16 protein-coding genes are annotated in these 15,529 nt (G+C 60.3%); 7 read left to right on the top strand and 9 right to left on the bottom strand.

What is annotated here, in order from left to right:
- Positions 1-211: 211 nt before the first annotated feature.
- Entirely contained in the window at positions 212-532 is a 321-nt protein-coding gene (locus tag FXO12_RS15510) for a hypothetical protein (RefSeq protein WP_003188116.1), read from the top strand.
- A gap of 151 nt (positions 533-683) precedes the next feature.
- Positions 684-1,316: a TetR family transcriptional regulator gene (locus FXO12_RS15515; protein WP_003188114.1), complete on the top strand. Its 633-nt coding sequence runs from the start codon at positions 684-686 to the stop codon at positions 1,314-1,316.
- Between the two features lie 5 nt (positions 1,317-1,321).
- On the opposite strand, the gene FXO12_RS15520 is transcribed toward FXO12_RS15515, so the two are convergent.
- Positions 1,322-1,828: a C40 family peptidase gene (locus FXO12_RS15520; protein ID WP_034125672.1), complete on the bottom strand. Its 507-nt coding sequence runs from the start codon at positions 1,826-1,828 to the stop codon at positions 1,322-1,324.
- Between the two features lie 340 nt (positions 1,829-2,168).
- Between FXO12_RS15520 and ureE the strand changes: the two genes are divergently transcribed.
- The 5 genes from ureE to FXO12_RS15545 all read left to right on the top strand — a co-directional run bounded on the left by ureE (position 2,169) and on the right by FXO12_RS15545 (position 5,759).
- Complete coding sequence (gene ureE, locus FXO12_RS15525; protein ID WP_054896372.1) at positions 2,169-2,669, top strand: urease accessory protein UreE; 501 nt, start codon at positions 2,169-2,171, stop codon at positions 2,667-2,669.
- Complete coding sequence (locus FXO12_RS15530; RefSeq protein WP_057977780.1) at positions 2,666-3,340, top strand: urease accessory protein UreF; 675 nt, start codon at positions 2,666-2,668, stop codon at positions 3,338-3,340. The genes ureE and FXO12_RS15530 overlap by 4 nt, the downstream gene beginning before the upstream one ends.
- Positions 3,341-3,354: 14 nt before the next feature.
- A complete protein-coding gene (gene ureG / locus FXO12_RS15535) occupies positions 3,355-3,969 on the top strand; it encodes an urease accessory protein UreG (RefSeq protein WP_057977781.1) in 615 nt (204 codons plus the stop codon).
- Between the two features lie 22 nt (positions 3,970-3,991).
- The gene (locus FXO12_RS15540) at positions 3,992-4,564 is read left to right on the top strand and encodes a HupE/UreJ family protein (RefSeq protein ID WP_057977783.1); all 573 of its coding nucleotides are present in this window, start codon (positions 3,992-3,994) and stop codon (positions 4,562-4,564) included.
- A gap of 85 nt (positions 4,565-4,649) precedes the next feature.
- Positions 4,650-5,759, top strand: coding sequence for an AGE family epimerase/isomerase (locus FXO12_RS15545; RefSeq protein ID WP_054918835.1), 1,110 nt, complete (start codon positions 4,650-4,652; stop codon positions 5,757-5,759).
- A 109-nt stretch (positions 5,760-5,868) separates the two neighbouring features.
- Here the strand turns inward: FXO12_RS15545 and FXO12_RS15550 are convergent, their stop codons facing one another.
- The 8 genes from FXO12_RS15550 to FXO12_RS15585 form a co-directional block, all read right to left on the bottom strand.
- Complete coding sequence (locus tag FXO12_RS15550) at positions 5,869-6,774, bottom strand: cation diffusion facilitator family transporter (RefSeq protein WP_003188105.1); 906 nt, start codon at positions 6,772-6,774, stop codon at positions 5,869-5,871.
- A gap of 229 nt (positions 6,775-7,003) precedes the next feature.
- Positions 7,004-7,771 (bottom strand): SDR family oxidoreductase, encoded by a 768-nt coding sequence (locus FXO12_RS15555; protein ID WP_034125868.1) that lies wholly within the window; start codon positions 7,769-7,771, stop codon positions 7,004-7,006.
- Between the two features lie 823 nt (positions 7,772-8,594).
- Positions 8,595-9,311, bottom strand: a complete 717-nt coding sequence (locus FXO12_RS15560) for an ABC transporter ATP-binding protein (RefSeq protein ID WP_005784287.1) — start codon at positions 9,309-9,311, stop codon at positions 8,595-8,597.
- Positions 9,308-10,183, bottom strand: a complete 876-nt coding sequence (locus FXO12_RS15565; protein WP_005784285.1) for an ABC transporter ATP-binding protein — start codon at positions 10,181-10,183, stop codon at positions 9,308-9,310. The genes FXO12_RS15560 and FXO12_RS15565 overlap by 4 nt, the downstream gene beginning before the upstream one ends.
- Positions 10,180-11,457 (bottom strand): high-affinity branched-chain amino acid ABC transporter permease LivM, encoded by a 1,278-nt coding sequence (gene livM, locus FXO12_RS15570; protein WP_003188100.1) that lies wholly within the window; start codon positions 11,455-11,457, stop codon positions 10,180-10,182. The genes FXO12_RS15565 and livM overlap by 4 nt, the downstream gene beginning before the upstream one ends.
- Before the next feature lie 2 nt (positions 11,458-11,459).
- Positions 11,460-12,374, bottom strand: coding sequence for a branched-chain amino acid ABC transporter permease (locus FXO12_RS15575; protein WP_003188099.1), 915 nt, complete (start codon positions 12,372-12,374; stop codon positions 11,460-11,462).
- A gap of 284 nt (positions 12,375-12,658) precedes the next feature.
- Positions 12,659-13,795 carry a branched-chain amino acid ABC transporter substrate-binding protein gene (locus tag FXO12_RS15580; RefSeq protein ID WP_034125665.1) on the bottom strand — a complete coding sequence of 379 codons (1,137 nt, stop codon included), beginning with the start codon at positions 13,793-13,795 and terminating at the stop codon, positions 12,659-12,661.
- Positions 13,796-14,167: 372 nt separating this feature from the next.
- Positions 14,168-15,451: an FAD-binding oxidoreductase gene (locus FXO12_RS15585; protein WP_057975446.1), complete on the bottom strand. Its 1,284-nt coding sequence runs from the start codon at positions 15,449-15,451 to the stop codon at positions 14,168-14,170.
- Positions 15,452-15,529 lie beyond the last annotated feature (78 nt).

Here is a 15,529-nt window from a genome sequence, read left to right on the forward strand (position 1 = left end):
CATCGACGACGCACCATTGTTACCCAGGTTCGTGTCGAAAATACCCACATCGGTGCAAAGCCGCGGGCTTGAGAGGCTCGATCTAGAGCCTCCGGCGAGAACAATCAATTCTGTTGATTATTACCATTGTGTTTATGAACTTTTATATCGACTTATCAAGGGTAACATTAGCCCTGTACCCACTTTATCGCCCTCCCTAGGAGCAACCATCATGAAACGCCAATTACTCGCTACCGTTCTGTTATCTGTCCTGGCTTCCAGCGCTTTTGCCCTGCCAGCTGCCGAACAGGCCACCCCGCAGAACAAAGCTCAAGCCGTGCAAACCAGCCAAACCGTGGCTCGCAGCGGTTCGCAAGAAGACGAAAACCGTGATTACGCCAAAGGCGCCGTAGCTGAAAATGGCTACAACCGCTTGCAAGAGAAAGGTCTGGTCGAAGGCGGTGCTGAACAAGCCAACAAACGCGCCTACACCGAAGGCGTTGCTGAAGGCGGTGCCGACCGTCTGCAAGAACTGCATCAAGCACAGAGCTAAGCCTGTGGTGGCCCAGAAAAAAGCCCGATCTGCCGATCGGGCTTTTGCTTTTATATAGAACGCGTCACGCCCCGCCCCTGCCAAGTTCGACGCCGGCAAAGCGCTTTTGCTAGAGTGCGTCGCTGTACTTGCCGACAAAGCTCATCCGCTCATGCTGCCCCGCGCCGAACAGAAGCAACAGACCCGCCTCGCCCTGATGGACGCAGCCCGCCATCTGATGGAGTGTGGCCGCGGGTTTGGCAGCCTGAGTTTGCGCGAAGTCGCCAAGACTGCGGGTATCGTGCCCACCGGTTTCTATCGCCATTTCGCCGACATGGACCAACTTGGGCTGGTACTGGTAAGCGAGGTCGGCCAGACCTTTCGCGCCACGATCCGCCTGGTGCGCCACAATGAATTCGTGATGGGCGGCATCATTGATGCCTCGGTGCGCATCTTTCTCGATGTGGTTTCGGCTAACCGCTCTCAGTTCCTGTTCCTGGCTCGCGAACAGTACGGCGGCTGCCTGGCCGTGCGCCAAGCCATCGCCGCCCTGCGCGAAGACATCACTCGCGACCTGGCCGCCGACCTGACACTGATGCCCAAACTTCAGCACTTGGATGCCGAAGGTTTGCACGTGATGGCCGACCTGATCGTCAAGAGTGTGTTCGCCACCCTGCCCGATATCATCGACCCACCGGCCCACGCCTTGCCGGCCCACCTTACGCCCCAGGCGAAAATCACCCAGCAACTGCGCTTTATCTTTATCGGCCTTAAACATTGGCAAGGGCTGGGCAGTACCGAGTAAGTCAATCAACCCGCCGTGTGGAACCGTTTGGCGGTGGTGTAGTGCTTGTTCCAGTAGCTATTGCTCAATGAATCGATACGGATGGTTTTGCCGGTACGCGGCGAATGGATGAATTTGCCCTGGCCGATATAAAGGCCGACATGGCTGACCTGGCCCCGCCCGTTGCCTTTGAAAAACACTGCATCCCCTGGCTTTAAAGCACTGCGTTTGATGGTTGTCGCCGATGAACGGTGCATGGCGGCAGTGGTGCGGGGTAGCTGGATATTGGCTTGGGTCTTGAACAAGTACACCAGGAAGCTACTGCAATCGAAGCCCTGCTCTGCCGATGTGCCGCCCCACTTATAGGGCGTACCCAGCAACTCATGGGCGCGGTCAATGACATCGTCGATAGAGGCCGGCTTGATGCTTTGCAGCGAAGAGCTGAAGGTGGCGCGGGGTTGGAAATTGGCCTTTGCCGATGAAATAAAGCAGGTCAGGCTGACAAGGCATACACAAAAAATTGATCGAAGCATGATGAACGTCGCGGTGGAATTAAACAGGCCGCATAGCCTAAAGAACCCGCAGGTAATCTCATGAGCTCCAAATCCTGATGACCCGTAGGAAAAATCCTAAAAAACACCTACAAAGAAAAAGATGAAAGAAACTTCATCAAACTGAGCGGCGCCATCAACGCAGAATGCCCTTCCCCGGTGCTATAAACCTCGGCACGCACCAAATTGATACACGCGCGGAAATCATCCGACGCCCTATTGAGCAGCATGCCTGCCTGACTACAGGGAATTCCTACTCGATTCCGTGATTGGCAAGCACCTTGCTCTAGGTCTTTCATCGCTCACAGTTGGAAGCTCTCTGATGCTGGTGATACACCGTCGAATCGCCCCCCAAGCCCTCTGGGCCGCCGAGTTGCTGCTCAACTTCGAAGCCCGCAGCAAAAGCCGCCTGCGCTGTTTCAGTGCCGACGGTGAAGACGTCGGCCTGTTTTTGGAGCGGGGCCAGCCGCCCTTGCACGATGGTGAATTCCTGCAGGCAGAAGACGGACGCGTCGTACGGGTATGCGCCCGCCCTGAACAACTGCTGCACGTCACCTGCCGCAACGCCTTCGAGCTCACCCGTGCCGCGTATCATCTGGGCAACCGCCATGTGGCCCTGCAAGTCGGTGACGGCTGGCTGCGCCTGCTCGATGACTACGTGCTCAAGGCCATGCTCGAGCAACTGGGTGCCGATGCGCAGACCCTCGAGGCGCCGTTTCAACCCGAGCACGGCGCCTATGGCGGCGGCCATCATCATTCACGGCATGGTGATGAAGACTTCAACTACGCGCCCAAGCTGCATCAGTTCGGCGTGCGTCTATGAACCCAGCCTGGGCGCTGCTGCGCCTGGCCAGTCCGCAACTGCCGATTGGCGGCTACAGCTATTCCCAAGGCCTGGAAATGGCGGTGGACAACGGCCGCGTGCAGGATGCCGCGAGCGCCCGGCGCTGGATCAGTGACCAGTTGCTGCTCAACCTGGCGCGTTTCGAAGCCCCGCTGCTGCTCGCCCACTGCCGCGCAGCCGGCGAACAGGACTGGGCCCAATTGGCGCAGTGGTGCGACGAGCATCGCGCCAGCCGTGAGACCCGGGAGCTGTATCAGGAGAGTCGTCAGATGGGCTATTCCCTGCAACAACTGCTCAACGGCTTGCCGGAACTGGACGACAGCGCCCGTGATTTTCTTGCACAACGCGACGAACCGCATCTGGCCCTGGGCTGGGCCTTGGCCGCGCGCGCCTGGCACATCAACCCCGGCGATGCTCTTGCCGCCTGGCTATGGAGCTGGCTGGAAAACCAACTGGCGGTACTGATGAAAACCCTGCCATTGGGCCAGCAAGCGGCCCAGCGGTTGACCAGCGAACTGCTGCCGCTGCTGCAACAAGCACAGCAGGATGCCGAACGCATTAACCCTAACCATTTGGGCAGCGCCGCTTTTGGCCTGTCCCTGGCGTGCATGGCCCACGAGCGCCAGTACAGCCGCCTGTTCCGTTCCTGATTCTGGAGAAGCACATGAACACACACCCCCTGCGCGTCGGTATCGGCGGCCCGGTAGGCTCGGGCAAGACCGCCCTGACCCTGGCCCTGTGCCTGGCGCTGCGCGATCGCTACAACCTGGCGGTGGTCACCAACGACATCTACACCCGTGAAGACGCCGACTTCCTGGTGCGTAACCAGGCCCTGGCGCCGGAGCGCATCATCGGCGTGGAAACCGGTGGCTGCCCACACACGGCGATTCGCGAAGATGCCTCGATCAACCTGGAGGCCGTGGACCAACTCAACCGCCGCTTTCCCGGCCTGGACCTGATTCTGGTGGAGTCCGGGGGCGACAACCTGTCGGCCACCTTCAGCCCGGAACTGTCGGACCTGACCATCTATGTGATTGATGTCTCTGCGGGCGACAAACTGCCGCGCAAGGGCGGGCCCGGTATTTGCAAATCCGACCTGCTGGTGATCAACAAGATTGACCTGGCCCCGCTGGTGGGTGCCTCGCTGGAACTGATGAACAGCGACACCCAGCGCATGCGCAACGGCAAACCCTTTGTGTTCAGCAACCAGAAGACCGGGGTCGGCCTGGACGACATCGTCGCCTTCATCGAGCGCCAGGGCCTGCTGACCGCCGCCTGATCAACCCATAAGGAACCTGTCCATGAGACTCAACAGACTTTTCGCCGCCGCCGCGCTGCTGCTCGCCCCTGCCTTGGCCTTCGCCCATCCGGGCCATGGCGACAATGGCCTGGTGGCCGGTATCAGCCACCCCTTGGGCGGCCTCGATCACTTGCTGGCCATGCTTGCGGTGGGCCTCTGGGCGGCCCAGCAAAAAGGCGCCGCGCGCTGGGCGCTGCCGTGCACCTTTGTCGGCACCATGCTGATCGGCGGGGTGTTGGGTTTCGAAGGGCTGCAATTGCCGGCGCTGGAAAGCGGGATTGCTGCATCGGTGCTGGCCTTGGGCCTGGCGGTAGCGTTGGCGGTCCGGCCGCCGCTGTTCGTGGCCGTGGGCGCCACGGCGTTGTTTGCGCTGTTTCACGGCGTGGCCCATGGCCTGGAACTGCCGGATATGACCAGCCCTTGGGCGTATGCGGCTGGGTTCGTGGGGGCAACAGCCGTGTTGCACGCTGCGGGTTATGCAGTGGTGCGCTTTTTGCCGGCAGCTGCGGCACCCTTGGTGCGAGTGGCCGGGGCTGCTTCGGCGGCGACTGGGATGTGGTTGCTGGCGGGCTGAGGAAAAGATCGTTCCCACGCAGAGCGTGGGAACGATCAGCCTGCTACCATGCGCGCCTACACCCCTGCCGTGACGACGCCAGCCAATGCCCATCGCTTCCCCCTCTTCCCTGACGCCTGTGCTCACGCACTTCCATGACCTGATCGTGCCCCTCTGGCAAGGCCCGGGCTGGAATGCCGACCTGGCACTGCCCTTTGAGGCACTGGATGCCGATCACCAGCCACTGCCCCCACAGCGCTATCGCGCCATGGCTTGCGCCCGGCAGTTGTACCTGTTCGCCAGCCTGATTGGCGAACCCGGCGCGGCTTTCGCCGAAGAACGTGCGGCTGCGCTGTTTCGCTCCCTGCAACGGCACTTTCATGATGCCGAACACGGTGGCTGGTTCTACAGCATCGACCCCGCCGGCCAGCCGCTGGACGAGCGCAAAGACCTCTACACCCACGCCTTCATTATCTTTGCCTGCGCCCATTACTGGGCCAAGGTGCGTGAGCCGTTGGTCGAGTCGGTGCTCAACGCTGCCCTGGAAGTCGTCGCCCAACGCTTTGCCACCGGTGACGGCTTGTACGAGGCCGTACTGGAGCGCAACTGGGCCTCGCTCGACTCCGGCCCGTTGCAAAACCCGTTGATGCACCTGGCTGAAGGATTCCTCGCCACCCTCGCGGTGCGTGAGGACGCCCAGGTACAAGCGGCACTGCTGGCACTGGCGACGGCCATGCAGCAACGCTTCATCGACCGCGAGCACGGCGTGATGATGGAGAAACCTTTGGGCGCTGTGGATAACTGGTTTGAGCCGGGGCACCAGTTCGAATGGTTCTTTTTGCTGGAATCTTCAGCTGTGCTGCGCGGCACTGCACTGCATGAGTCGCTGACACGGGCATTTGCCTATGCCGAGCAAAAGGGTGTGGATAAGTTAAGCGGTGCGGTCAGCGGCATGCTGGCGCTGGATGGCACGGTGCGCGACGGTACCCAACGGATCTGGGCTCAGGCGGAGTACCTGCGGGCACTGACTTTGCGGCCAGGCAGCGAGGCGATGCTGCAGCGTCAGTTGCAGGCGCTGCAACAGCGCTTTTTGCATGCCAAGGGTTGGCATGAATGCCTGGATGCCGAGGGTAAGGTGAGCCGGCGGGATATGCCTTCGACTACGCCCTATCATTTGGCGACTTGCTATCAGGGTTTGGTCCAGCATCTGGGCTGACCTGCAGGGCTCCATCGCAGGCAAGCCAGCTCCCACAGTTGATTGTGTTCGCACATTTAAATGTGGGAGCTGGCTTGCCTGCGATAGCCTCACCTCGCTCTAACAGACTTTAGGCAATCCACTTGCGGTCGCCCGTAAAACTGATCGTCAACCACCGCGCCGCATCCGCCGCCCCCAGCCCTGTGGATATCTCTTCACGCAGCCCATCGAGGGTGGCGACGTTATCCACCGGGTAATCCGCTGGCAGCACCACATGAATCTCGATAAACCGCGCCCGCCCGTGCTTCTGCACATAGGACACGTAGTCGTCGAAACCATGCTTGGCCTGCGCCGCGTCCATCACCTCGCGGACCTTGTCGTCCAAGTGATCCGGCGCGATCCCCAACACTTCGCGCAGCGCCGGGCGCAGGATCTTGAACGCCGGCGCCAGCATGCTCAGGGCCAGCAGGATCAGGATCAACGGGTCCACGTAGACCGCCCACTCGCCATAGCCCTGGGACTTGAGCAACAGCGCCGCCAGGAAGCTGATCAGCAAGCCCACCGACAGCATCGCGTCCACCAGCCAGCTGATGTTGTCGAACTGGATCAATGACGATTTGAGTGTGCGATTGCGGTAGCGCACATAGAAGAAGTACGCGAACTCCACGACGGTAAATACCGCCGCATAAATGATCACCAGCCCCAACTCGATTTCGCGCCCGCCATTGATAATGCCGAACACGCCATTGAGGAACGCATAAATGGCGATCAACAGCAGGAAACTGCCTTCTATCAGCAGCACCATCGGCTCCAGGTGCCAATAGCCGAACTGGAAACGCTCGTTGCTTTTCTTGGCGATCAGCTTGGCCGTGATCAGCATCAGCACCTTGATGGCGGTGGCGATCAGCGAGAAAAAGCCGTCGAACAGAATGGATTGGGCGCCGGATATCACACCCGTGACAATCCCTGCGATCGCGACTGCGAACATCAGGATAGTCGATTGTTTGAGCAGTGCCTGCTCACCTCGGTTACTCACATTGCCTCCTGTCAAAACCTTTAAACCGCTGGGTGCGGTGGGGTTTTCAGGCGGGCAGTGTACCTTATGCCGCATTTTGACCGATTTGCCGCCACTGATCGTTCCCACGCTCCGCGTGGGAATGCATCGCGTGACGCTCTGCGTCACCAGCAGAAAGCGGGGCGCAGAGCGCCCCCGGCGGCATTACCACGCGGAGCGTGGGAACGATCAGCGTGTGTCGCGCAGGCGCTTAGCCCTTGGCCCCACGCTCAATCGCAAACCCCGCCCAAGTCTGGCTCACCGGCATCAACTCCAGGCGGTTGATGTTCACGTGCGCCGGAGTGTTCATCACCCAGAAAATCGTATCGGCAATGTCCTGCGGCTGGATCGGCTCCGCACCTGCGTAGGTGGCGTCATAACGCGCCTGGTCACCGCCGAAGCGCACCAGGGAGAACTCGCTTTCACACAAGCCCGGCTCGATATTGGTCACGCGCACGCCGGTGCCTTGCAAGTCGCAGCGCAGGTTCAGCGAAAACTGCTTCACGAACGCCTTGGAACCGCCGTATACGTGGCTGCCCGGGTACGGGTAGTTACCGGCGATGGAACCCAGGTTGATGATCCCGGCACCGCGGCCATGGGCAATCAGGCGCGGCAACAGCAGGTTAGTGGTGGTCAGCAGGCCCTTGATGTTGGTATCGACCATGGTTTCCCAATCGTCGAGGTCGCACTTGGGCGCAGGGTCGGTGCCCACGGCCAGGCCGGCGTTGTTGATCAGGCCGCGCAGCGTGGCGAACGACGCCGGCAGGTTGGCGATGGCCTCCTCCATGCCTTTGCGGTCGCGCACATCCACCACCAGGCCATGCACTTCGGTCTGCTTGGAAAGCTCTTCGACCAAGGCGTTCAAGCGCTCGGCACGACGACCAGTGAGCACCAGTTTCCAACCGGCCTCGGCAAAGCGACGGGCACAGGCTTCGCCGAAACCTGAAGTAGCGCCAGTGATAAACAGCGTGTCGGACATGGTGTTCTCCTTGCGGGCATCGGGGAAAAAAACAGCCAGCAGAATGCCCTTACGCCGCGTTTGCGGCAACCGCTGTGCACACACACGCATGCCTGGCTGATCATTTTTTAACCAATCCTCGCAAAGCCGTATAAACCTTAGCTTGCAGCCATATACACGCAGGTTATCCACAACTGCGCCCACAGTCTTTGGGGGCAAGTGCAAACGGCTCAAAGCCGCTGTGTACAAGGGTTGCAGGCGGTTTTATAAAGTTTTTTGCTTGACCTGGGCGAGCGCCTATGTAGCCGCTGACAAATGCAGAAAAACACAACGATGGCTCCAGGCCAGTCATTCCGGCCCCTGCGCAAGTCTTTCCAGAGTTTAGTCACAGACTTATCCACAGGCTGGAAGGACTTATTTCGTTCATATACCTGTGTCTTTAAACAGGTTGACAAACCCTTGAGACGGTCGCGAAAAATACCCTGATCGAAAAACAACCAACACGCTACAAGCCACGTGGTTAAAGGCTTTCAGCCAGCTACTCCCACGTTACCCACAGCCGGTTCCACAGTGGATGGGGACAAGTCAAAACTGTGACAAAACAGGGATTTGCGGCGGCTATATGTCGCGCTTTTGAGGTGGGCTGGATTTGTTTTCCACAATTTGGTGGAGGGCTTGTTGACACCGCAAAAACAAATGTGGGAACCGGCTTTGGGTGGGCGCTGGCTTGCCTGCGATGCGGCCACCTCGGTATGTCAGCTAAACCGAGGTGATGCTATCGCGGGCAAGCCCGGCTCCCACATAAGGCCCGGTTCCCACAGGGTTGATGCGCCTGGATCTTGGGTCAGTGACCGCCCAGGTAGGCGTTGCGCACTTCCTCGTTCACCAGCAACTCCTTGCCGGTGCCTGTCAGGCGAATCTCACCATTGACCATCACATACGCCCGGTCCGACAGGCGCAGCGCATGGTTGGCGTTCTGTTCCACCAGGAAAATGGTCATCCCGGTGGACGCCAGCTCGCGCAGGGTGGAAAAGATCTGCTTCACCACAATCGGCGCCAACCCCAGGCTTGGCTCATCGAGCAGCAACAGCTTGGGCCGGCTCATCAGCGCACGGGCGATGGCGAGCATTTGTTGCTCACCACCGGACATGGTCATCGCCCGCTGGTTGCGTCGCTCCTTGAGCCTGGGGAACAGCTCGAACATGCGTTGCATGTCCTCGCTGGCGAACTTGTCGCCAATGGGGATGGTGCCCATCAGCAGGTTTTCCTCGACGGTCATGTCGGGGAACACCCGCCGCCCTTCCGGCGACTGCGCAATGCCGTTGGAAGCGATGTAGTGGGACGACTTGTGAGTAATGTCGACGCCGTTGTAGAGGATCTGCCCCGACTCGGCCCGAGGCTGACCGAAGATCGACATCAGCAACGTGGACTTACCCGCGCCATTGGAGCCGATCAGGCTGACGGTTTCGCCTTCGTTGATGTGCAGCGAGACTTTTTTCAGGGCCTGGATCGGGCCGTAGAACACGTCCAGGTCCTTCATTTCGAGGATAGGTGCGCTCATACCAGCTCCTCTTCGTCCGCGCCCAGGTAGGCGGCGATCACTTTCGGGTCGTTGCGGATCGCATCCGGGCCGCCTTCGGCGATCACGTTGCCGTGGTCCAGCACCACAATGTGGTCGGAAATACTCATCACCATGCCCATGTCGTGTTCGATCAGCACCACCGTAAGGTCGTGTTCGTCGCGCAGCAGGCGAATCATCGCGCTGAGGGCTTCGGTTTCCTGCGGGTTGAGGCCCGCTGCCGGTTCGTCCAGGCAGATGATCTGCGGCCGCGTGCACATGGCGCGGGCGATCTCCAGGCGGCGCTGCTGGCCGTAGGAGAGCTCGCCGGCCAGACGGTTGGCGCAGTCCACCAGGTCGACCACTTCCAGCCAGTAGAACGCGCAGTCCAGCGCATCGCTTTCGGCCTTGCGGTAGCCCTTGGTGTTGAGGATGCCGGCAAGCATGTTGCGGTTGACCCACATGTGCTGGGCCACCAGCAGGTTTTCCAGCACCGACATTTCCTTGAACAGGCGAATGTTCTGGAAGGTGCGCGCCAGGCCGGCACGGTTCACCAGGTGGGTGCCGCCGAACATCTTGTAGTAAACGCGGCTGAGGAAGCTTTTGGGCGACACGAAGTCGGTGGCCTCAAAGCGCTCGCCGAGCAGTTGGATCACGTTGGTTTGCTTGCCGCGCACGTTGAGCTCGATCTTGCCGCCACTGGCTTTGTAGAAGCCGGTGAGGCAGTTGAACACCGTGGTCTTGCCGGCGCCGTTGGGGCCGATCAGGGCGAAGATCGAGTTGCGTTCAACCTTGAGGCTTACATCGCTCAAGGCTTTGATACCACCGAAGTGCATCATCAGGTGTTCGACAGACAGCACGACTTCCTTGCTCATGGCGCTACCCCTTTGCGTGGCGTCACACCGGTACGGCTAATCCGAATCAAGCCACGCGGTCGCCAGATCATCATCACCACCATCAACACCCCAAACAGCAGCACGCGGTACTCGGAAAAACTACGCAGCAGTTCCGGCGCCACGGTCAACACGAACGCTGCGATCACCACGCCAACCGTCGAGCCCATGCCGCCCAACACCACAATGGCGAGGATCAACGCCGACTCGAAGAAGGTAAACGACGACGGGTTGACGAAGCCCTGGTAGCTGGCAAAGAACACCCCGGCCAAACCGGCGGTGGACGCGCCGATGGTGAAGGCTGAGAGTTTGACCAGCACATGGTTCAGGCCCATGGAACGGCAGGCGATTTCATCTTCGCGCAGGGCTTCCCAGGCGCGGCCGACCGGCATGCGCGTCAGGCGATGCTTGATGTACAGCACGGCCAGCACCACCAGAAACAGCACGATGTAGATGAACATGAACTTGATGTTGGGGTTGTAATCGATGCCGAAAAACTCGTGAAACGGAATGCCGCCATCCTTCGCACGCTTGCCGAACTCCAGGCCCAGAAAGGTCGGTGACGGCACGGGCATACCGTTGGGGCCACCGGTGAACGACAGCCAGTTGTTGAGCACCAGGCGAATGATTTCACCAAAACCCAGGGTCACGATGGCCAGGTAGTCACCGTGCATTCGCAGCACCGGGAAGCCGAGTATGCAACCCGCCAACGCCGCCGCGATGGCCGCCAGTGGCAGCACCGTCCAGAAGCCCAGGCCCAGGTATTGATAACCCAGCGCCAGGCCGTAGGCACCGATGGCGTAGAAGGCCACGTAACCCAGGTCGAGCAGGCCCGCCAGGCCCACCACGATGTTCAGGCCCAGGCCGAGCAACACGTAGATAAGCCCGAGGATCACCACGGTGAGCAGGTATTTGTTGGCGAAGATCGGAAACACGATGGCGATCACGATCAGCGCCGGGATGATCCAGCGCAGCCGCGACTTGTAATCCGGTGGCAGCACGTGCACGCCGGAGCCGCTGCTCTCGAACCCCTGCAGGATCTTCACGCCCTTGGGGGTTTGCAGGAACAGGCTGAGGGCAAAGCGCCCGGCCATCACGATGGCGACCAGCACGGCAACCCGCGCAGGTTCCAGGTTGAAGCTGTAGCCGTCGAGCACCACGCCGACAATCGGGCCGAACACGATCAGCGAAATCAGCCCCGCGAGTACCGTATCGACCACACTTTTCTTGATATCAATGGATTTGGCAGCAGACATGTTTACACCTTCGCCACGAGTGGGCGACCAAGCAGGCCCTGGGGACGGAAAATCAGAATCACCACCAGCAGGGAGAAACTGAACACGTCTTTGTAGTCAGAGTTGATCAACCCCGAGAACAGCGACTCGGAGATACCGAGGATGATCCCGCCCAGCATCGCCCCAGGCAGGGAGCCGATGCCGCCGAGTACCGCCGCGGTAAACGCCTTGATGCCGATGATGAAGCCGGCATAGAAGTCGAAGGTGCCGTAATTGAGGGTGATGAGCACGCCGGCCAGGGCGGCCATGGCGGCACCGATGACAAACACGTAGGAGATCACGCGGTCGGTGTTGATGCCCAGGATCGAGGCCATCTTGCGGTCTTGCTGGGTAGCGCGGCACATGCGGCCGAGCTTGGTGTATTTGATGATGTAGGTGAGCAAGGCCATGCCGGCAAAAGCGGCGACCAGGATGAACACTTTGGTGTAGGTCAGTTGCACGAACCCGGTGCCGATATCGACGCGCCAGGCGCCGGCCAGCAGGGTGGGAATGCCTTGTTGCTTGGCGCCCTGGGCGATCTGCGCGTAGTTCTGCAGGATCAGGGAGATACCGATGGCGCTGATCAGCGGTGCCAGGCGGGTGGAGTTACGCAGGGGTTTGTAGGCGACACGCTCAATCACCCAACCGTACACGCCGGTGACGACCACTGTGAAGATCAAGGTACCGAGAATGAGCAGCGGGAAGGATTCGATGCCGAAGTAAGCCAGCAGTGCCAGACTGATCGCCGCGAGGTAAGCGGAAATCATATAAACCTCGCCGTGGGCGAAGTTGATCATGCCAATGATGCCATAGACCATTGTGTAGCCGATGGCGATCAGGCCATAGACCGACCCAAGGGTCAGGCCGTTGACCAGTTGCTGCAGGAAAATACCATCCATAACGCAATCTCACGCGGTGAGCACCTGCACACCGAGGGGTGTGCGGCGCTTCTGGAGGAAAAGACAGGTTTGTTGCAATGGAGCAGGCAACCACGCCCTCTGTGGGAGCTGGCTTATGTGGCGAGGGAGCTTGCTCCCGCTGGGCTGCGAAGCAGCCCCAAACTGGGCAATCGAGATACATCAGATGTATTTCGGTAAGCGGTTGGGAGTGCTACGCACTCCAGCGGGAGCAAGCTCCCTCGCCACAGCAAGCCCCCCTAACCTTAGGCCCGTGGTGCTTGTACTTACTTCTGCTTTTCCAACTGATGGTATTTGCCGTCTTTGTCCCACTGGTAAACCACGTAGTCAGAGACTTTCAGGTCGCCCTTGGTATCCCAGGCTTTTTCGCCCATGACGGTTTTAACCGGGTTGGCCTTGAGCCACTTGGCAGCGTCTTCGCCCTTGTTGGACTTGGCACCGTTGAAGCCGGCGGCCAGGGCCTGGATCGAAGCGTAGGCGTACAGGGTGTAGCCTTCAGGCTCGGTGCCGTTCTTGCGGAACTCTTCCACCACGGTCTTGCTGTCTGGCAGCAGGCGCGGGTCGGCGCCGAAGGTCATGTACACGCCATCGACGTACTGCGCACCACCTGCGGTGGACACCAGCTCGTCGGTGACCACGCCGTCATCGGACATGAACTTGACGTCTTTCAAGCCCGCTTCGCGGATCTGGCGCACCAGTGGGCCGGCTTCCGGATGCAGGCCGCCGAAGTACACGACGTCGGCGCCCAGGGAGCGGATCTTGGTGACCAGGGCGCTGAAGTCTTTCTCACCTCGGGTCAGGCCCTCTTCCAGCACCGGCTTGACGCCGCGCTTGGTCAACTGGGCGGCGGTGGCGTCGGCCAGGCCTTTGCCGTAGGTGTCCTTGTCGTTGATCACCGCGACTTTCTTGCCCTTGAGCACATCGACGATGTAGTCGCCGGCGACGATGCCTTGCTGGTCGTCACGCCCGCACATGCGGAACATGGCGCCCAGGCCGCGTTCGGTCACTTGTGGGTTGGTGGAGCCTGGGGTGATGGCGATGATGCCTGCTTCGTCGTAAACCTCAGACGCCGGGATGGTATTGGATGAGCAGAAGTGCCCGACCACACCGATCACTTTGTCCTGGTCGGCCAGGCGGTTGGCCACGGCCACGGCCTGCTTGGGCTCGCAGGCGTCATCGCCCGCCACCAGCTTGATCTGCTCACCGTTGATGCCGCCGGCCTTGTTGATAACGTCGGCTGCCGCCTGGGCACCCTTCATGTACTGCTCACCGAAAGCGGCGTTGGCACCCGTCATCGGGCCCGCCACACCAATTTTCACATCAGCTTGAACAAACGTAGAAACACCCAGCGCCGCAGCAACGGCGAGGGCCAGAAAACCTTTCTTGTAAAACGTCTGGGACATGAGTGGTGCTCCGATATTTTTGATTTGGCACGACAACTTGCATTCAAACCTTTCACCGAAAGCTCAGAGCAAGCCGCGTGCCATTACTTTTTTATTCTTCAAAAAGACACGGTGTCATTGTTATTACAGGCGTTTCGACGCCTTTTGCCAGGACGTGCAACCGTCTAGCGTCTATAGGTGCAACCAACACTTCAAAAAAGTACAACCCTGGCAGGTCGCACCTGCAACCACAGGCATAAACGACAGTTCCTGCAGCTGTAACAATGTGCGTAACGGAACTGCACATTTACAGTGCGTGATTGCTACGACTTGCACCAATACAGATGGGTAGCCTGCTAAGAAAACGCAGGCTTTTGAAGGGTATTTCGCTGATCAGATCACGATCCTCAGGCATTGCCCGGCGTGATAGAGCGAGAAGCCGGCTTCATACAGGCAGCTGCGCAAGCCCACCGCGGCCAAGGGTTGCATGGGCGTAAAAGGGATCGGCAAGGCTTGGGTGTCCTGGTGACACAGGTAGTCGGCAAACGCCTTGCCCACCACGCTGCCGGTGGTCACCCCGCGTCCGTTATAACCGGTAACCGCCACCAGGCCGGGGGCCGGTTCGAACAGGCGCATCAAGTGGTCGGGAGTGAATGCGATGCAGCCGGTCCAGGTGTATTCCCACTGCACCGGTTTGAGGTACGGGAAGTAGTGTTGCTGCACCCGATCGGCCCACGCCTTGAGGAACCACGCCGGTTTCTGGTTGCCGTTACCCAGGCTGCCCAGCAACAGGCGGCCATCGGCATCGCGGCGAATGCTGCTCAGGACCTGGCGCGTGTCCCACGAACCCTGGCCGCCGGGGAGGATCTGCTTGGCCGCGTCATCGGTCAGCGGCGCCGAGGCCACCTGATAGTAATAGCCGGGGAAGAAGTTACGCCGCAGTTCGGTCCATTCGCCTTCGGTGTAGGCGTTGGAGGCGATCACCACCTGCGCGGCCTGCACCGCGCCCTCAGCGGTCTGCACCGACCAATCGGCGCCTTGGCGTTCAAGCTGGGTGACCGGGGAATGATCGAACAACTGCCCGCCCAACGCTGCGGCGGCATTCGCCAACCCAGTGGTGTAGGCCATGGGGTTCAAGGTGCCGGCGCGCCGATCCAGCAACGCGGCGGCGATTTTCCGGGTACCGGTGGCTTGCTCGCAGGCCTGGCCGGTGAGTAACTCAACCGGTGCGCCCCGGCGTTTCCATTGCTCCTCACGGCTGCGCAAATCCGCCTCGCCACGGGCGTTGTGCGCCATGTGCAAGGTGCCTTCACGGCGCAATTGGCAGTCGATGTTGTACTTGTCGATCAGGCTGAACACCAGGGACGGCGCCGCACCCAACATGCGGTTGAGCTGGCTGCCCACCGCCGTGCCGAAACCGGCCTCGATCTCGTCCGGTGGAATCCACAGGCCGGCGTTGACCAGCCCGACGTTGCGCCCCGAACCACCGTGGCCGGTGCGATGGGCCTCGAGTACGGCGACGCTTTTACCCTGTTCCAGCAAATGAATGGCCGCCGACAAACCGGTGATGCCAGCGCCGATCACGCACACATCCACCTTGACCGCGCCCTTGAGCGCGGCTCGGTCGGGGCGGCCTGGAGTGAGGTGTTCCCATAAACATGTTTCGCGCAGTGCCATTGCCAGACTCCGGGATGAATTCACCACCGCTCGTTCCCGCGCTCTGCGTGGGAATGTAGCCTTGGACGCTCCGCGTCC

Origin of the sequence: Pseudomonas sp. J380, assembly GCF_009827115.1 — a bacterium.
Lineage (GTDB): Bacteria > Pseudomonadota > Gammaproteobacteria > Pseudomonadales > Pseudomonadaceae > Aquipseudomonas > Aquipseudomonas paracarnis.

Coding starts and splice junctions, on each gene's coding strand:
- FXO12_RS15510 (WP_003188116.1), top strand. CDS start 212: ATGAAACGCCAATTACTCGCTACCGTTCTGTTATCTGTCCTGGCTTCC.
- FXO12_RS15555 (WP_034125868.1), bottom strand. CDS start 7,771: ATGTCCGACACGCTGTTTATCACTGGCGCTACTTCAGGTTTCGGCGAA.
- FXO12_RS15540 (WP_057977783.1), top strand. CDS start 3,992: ATGAGACTCAACAGACTTTTCGCCGCCGCCGCGCTGCTGCTCGCCCCT.
- FXO12_RS15545 (WP_054918835.1), top strand. CDS start 4,650: ATGCCCATCGCTTCCCCCTCTTCCCTGACGCCTGTGCTCACGCACTTC.
- FXO12_RS15515 (WP_003188114.1), top strand. CDS start 684: ATGCTGCCCCGCGCCGAACAGAAGCAACAGACCCGCCTCGCCCTGATG.
- FXO12_RS15565 (WP_005784285.1), bottom strand. CDS start 10,183: ATGAGCAAGGAAGTCGTGCTGTCTGTCGAACACCTGATGATGCACTTC.
- FXO12_RS15585 (WP_057975446.1), bottom strand. CDS start 15,451: ATGGCACTGCGCGAAACATGTTTATGGGAACACCTCACTCCAGGCCGC.
- FXO12_RS15575 (WP_003188099.1), bottom strand. CDS start 12,374: ATGGATGGTATTTTCCTGCAGCAACTGGTCAACGGCCTGACCCTTGGG.
- FXO12_RS15520 (WP_034125672.1), bottom strand. CDS start 1,828: ATGCTTCGATCAATTTTTTGTGTATGCCTTGTCAGCCTGACCTGCTTT.
- FXO12_RS15560 (WP_005784287.1), bottom strand. CDS start 9,311: ATGAGCGCACCTATCCTCGAAATGAAGGACCTGGACGTGTTCTACGGC.
- livM (WP_003188100.1), bottom strand. CDS start 11,457: ATGTCTGCTGCCAAATCCATTGATATCAAGAAAAGTGTGGTCGATACG.
- ureG (WP_057977781.1), top strand. CDS start 3,355: ATGAACACACACCCCCTGCGCGTCGGTATCGGCGGCCCGGTAGGCTCG.
- FXO12_RS15530 (WP_057977780.1), top strand. CDS start 2,666: ATGAACCCAGCCTGGGCGCTGCTGCGCCTGGCCAGTCCGCAACTGCCG.
- ureE (WP_054896372.1), top strand. CDS start 2,169: ATGCTGGTGATACACCGTCGAATCGCCCCCCAAGCCCTCTGGGCCGCC.
- FXO12_RS15580 (WP_034125665.1), bottom strand. CDS start 13,795: ATGTCCCAGACGTTTTACAAGAAAGGTTTTCTGGCCCTCGCCGTTGCT.